The 3,681-nt window shown below is 60.5% G+C and carries 3 protein-coding genes; all 3 read left to right on the top strand.

Features of this window, described 5'->3' with window-relative positions; genetic code table 11:
• Window positions 1–1,751, top strand: a 1,751-nt coding sequence (locus VK519_RS11770) for a glycosyltransferase family 39 protein (protein WP_324349995.1), incomplete at its 5' end; no start/stop codon positions are given.
• Between the two features lie 147 nt (window positions 1,752–1,898).
• Window positions 1,899–2,972 carry an alpha/beta fold hydrolase gene (locus VK519_RS11775; RefSeq protein ID WP_324349996.1) on the top strand — a complete coding sequence of 358 codons (1,074 nt, stop codon included), beginning with the start codon at window positions 1,899–1,901 and terminating at the stop codon, window positions 2,970–2,972.
• Window positions 2,973–3,093: 121 nt separating this feature from the next.
• Window positions 3,094–3,681, top strand: a 588-nt coding sequence (locus tag VK519_RS11780; RefSeq protein WP_324349998.1) for a phospholipase D-like domain-containing protein, incomplete at its 3' end; no start/stop codon positions are given.

Below are 3,681 nucleotides of genomic sequence, written 5' to 3' on the forward strand. Positions count from 1 at the left end.
CGCATCCAGTGGAACAGGTCGTCGACATTGCCTTGGCAGTTCTGCCTCGTGGCGAAGCATGCCAGTTGGCCTGCATCGCCGCTAGCCACGCAACAGACAAGCCACCGCTTGTCCCCATCAGGCCGCCATTCGTCCCCGAGCCATGTCGATCCGGCCCAATCCACTTAGCCCAGCAACCACTGATAAGGGAATATGCAGGTTCAACGATCCTGGGGAACCCTATCGTGCACAGCCGCGATCTGCTCAAACCGCCAACGGCCGCTCCTGGCCCGCACTTGAGCGCCATACCGGTACTCGTCATTGCCGTGCTCTTTGGCGTAGCCCACATGTTGACCAACGGGCAGTACGGCTTTCACCGGGATGAACTGCAATTCCTGAGTGATGCACAGCATCTGGATTGGGGCTTTGTGCCCTATCCGCCGCTAACCGCGGCATTGGAACATCTGGGGCTGAAGATGTTTGGCCTGTCGCTGGTGGGACTGCGGTTGTTCTCGGTGCTGGCCCAGGTCATGGTGATCCTGGCCAGCGGCCTTATGGTGCGTGACCTCGGCGGCGGCCGCCTGGCGCAGACCTTTACGGCGATCGCGGTCGCGCTGTCGCCCGCGCCGATGGCCGATGCGACCGAATTTCAGTACTCCTCCTTCGATATGTTGTGGTGGGTGCTTATCGCCTGGAGCGTGATTCGTTTACTGCGCGACGATGAGCCGCGCTGGTGGCTGGCGATCGGTATATTTGCCGGGCTGGGGTTGCAGACCAAGTATTCGATCGCCTTCGAGCTTGCGGGTGTGCTGGTGGGCGTGCTGCTTACCGATGCACGGCGATATGTCACCAGTGGCTGGTTCTGGGCCGGTGGCGCCATCGCGCTGGTCCTGTTTGCGCCGAACCTGGCGTGGCTTATCAGACACGACTTCATTTCCTACCATTTCCTGCAAGGTATCCACGCGCGCGACGTCAACGAGGGGCGCGCGGATGGTTTCCTGCGCGACCAGTTCCTCATCAATGCCAACCTGTTTGCTGCGCCTGTCTGGCTTGCAGGTTTGTTCGGGTACTTCAGCAATCGCCGCTATCGCATGCTGGCCTGGATGTATGCGGTGCCACTGCTGCTGTTCCTGTTTGCACAGGGGCGCTTCTATTACACCCAGGGTACGTATCCCATGCTGCTGGCCATGGGATCGGTTATCGGAGAGCGATGGTTGCGTACCATGCGGCCCGCATGGCGTGTCGGGACTGCCACGCTGCTATTCACCGGTGTATCCGCTATCGGTATCTATGCCGCGCTTTGCATCGTGCCGCTCGCATCAAGCGGTCCATTGCGAGACTTCGCGCTTCGGAGGAACAACGACCTGCGTGAAGAAATCGGCTGGAATGAACTTGTCGCGCAGGTTGCTGCCATTCGAGATGCGCTGCCGGCGGAACAGCAAGCCCATCTGGGCATTGTGGTGGGGAACTATGGCGAGTATGGCGCCATCGCCCTGCTAGGGCAGAAGTATCACCTGCCCACGCCGATCACCGCCGTCAATTCCGGATGGCTACGTGGCTATCCGCAAACACCGCCCAGCACAATGATCGTGCTGGGAAGTTCACATAAGCGCGCCGATGAGCTTTTCATCGACTGCCGCCTCGCGGGCCACTCGGCTAACGCTTGGGGCGTAGTCAATGAAGAAAGCCAGTATCACCCCGATATCTTTGTATGCGGCCCCACGCGCAAGCCATGGAGCGAGCTTTGGGGTTACGGGCCTGAATTTGGATGACTCATCGCACAAACTATACGTGGCCGTGGATCGGATACTATGCCGGCCATCCTGGCAACGGCCGGTAGGCGCGCCAGTCATACAATGGGGTTAGGAATGAGGCTTCATCGGACGAACGCCGTTGGCGCGTCGCGCTCGTGGTTTGCCATGCCATTGAGCTACATAAGCGGGCTAGCCACGCTTTTCTGGCTTCTCTCGACACCGACGATCGCCGCGACTGATGGCCCAGCAGTCATCGACAATCCTGCTTACACGCACGCGCAACAGCTCGTAGAAGTAGCGCCAGGACGCAGACTCAACCTGTACTGCGTAGGGAGCGGCTCCCCCACCGTCATTTTCGAAGCAGGCTCGGGCAACGAAGCCGGAACGTGGGGTTCTGTGCAACCGGCCATCGGCGCCCATACGCGCGCATGCTCCTACGAGCGGGCAGGTCTTGGCTTCAGCGATCCGGCTAACCGCCCAGGTACCGCCGCCAATGCCGTTGACGATCTGCATCACCTCCTGGCCGCCGCCGGCATCAAACCTCCTTACGTGCTGGTCGGGCACTCGTACGGCGGGATGATTGTCCGTCTCTACGCTGACATGTATCCGAAGGATGTGGCCGGCATGGTGCTTGTGGATACGGCCAACGAGGATTGGCCGGCGAGTTATTGGAAGGTCGATCCCGAGCAACACTCCTGGCAGCAATCGTGGGATGAAATCTTCTCGGAACACAGTAAAAGCGTTCTAGAGGACCAGAAATGCATTGAGGCGGCGCGGACAAAGGCGCTGAAGAAGGAAAGCGCTCTCTACGATCAATGCGTTCCGCCAGCGTTCCCGACGTTCGGCAAGGCGTTGAACGACGCGTACGGCAAAGTTCATTTGTCGCCCGCGTTCCAGGCGGCTTCCCTGTCCGAAGAAGCACAAATGTATGCGACGAGCGCCGATCAGGTACGGGCTGCACGAAGGTGGTATGGCGATATGCCCTTGATCGTGCTCGTCCAGAGCTACCCCAAGATCCTTCCGAAGAATGTTCCCCCCGGCGAAACCCAGGCCCACTGGGATGCGCTCATGCATGTGAATGCCGCCTTTGACGACCAGATGGCGGCGCTCTCGAAGAAGGGCGAAGTCAGGGCCATCGAGAACACCAGGCATTACATCCAGCTGCAGCAGCCAGAGGCAGTCAACAAGGCGGTGCTTGATGTCCTGGGCGAGGCTAGAGGGCTACACGTCACCCATTGACAAGAGTCCGCTTTCCGACGCTGGATACCAAGTGAAGACGTAGCGCTGGTCGGCGCTCACCTCGTCTTACGGCGTTGCCGGCTACCGTGCGCGCACCCAACCCCGAGGAAACCGGCCCTTCATGTGGACCGTGATCGTCATCACCGCTTTGGTCGCCGCCCTGGCCATCGTCATCGCGACCAACTTCCATAAGCCGGAAAAGAGCATCCGCTTTCCGGTGGAGCATTGCCACGCAGTACGCGACCCGCAGTTCCGGCTGGAGATGGATGCGATGCTCGGGCCGAACGTACTCGAGGGTAACCGCGTCACGGTGCTGCAGAACGGCGACGAGATCTTCCCGGCCATGCTCGCGGCGATACGTTCGGCCACCCGCACGATCACTTTCGAAACCTACATCTACTGGTCCGGGAAGATAGGCAAGGAGTTCGCAGACGCCCTGAAGGAACGTTCCCAGGCCGGGGTAACGGTGCACGTGATGCTGGACTGGGCCGGCAGCGAGAAAATGGACAAGCGCCTGCTCGATGAGTTGCGCGATGGCGGCGTGGAAGTGGAGCGCTACCACCCGCTGCGCTGGTTCAACCTGGCCCGCATGAACAACCGCACCCACCGCAAGATGCTGGTGGTGGATGGCCGGATCGGTTTCACCGGTGGCGTGGGTATCGCGGACCAATGGACGGGCCATGCGCAGGATCCGGAGCACTGGCGCGAT

The sequence above is a fragment of the Pinirhizobacter sp. genome (assembly GCF_035317885.1).
Classification (GTDB): domain Bacteria; phylum Pseudomonadota; class Gammaproteobacteria; order Xanthomonadales; family Rhodanobacteraceae; genus Pinirhizobacter.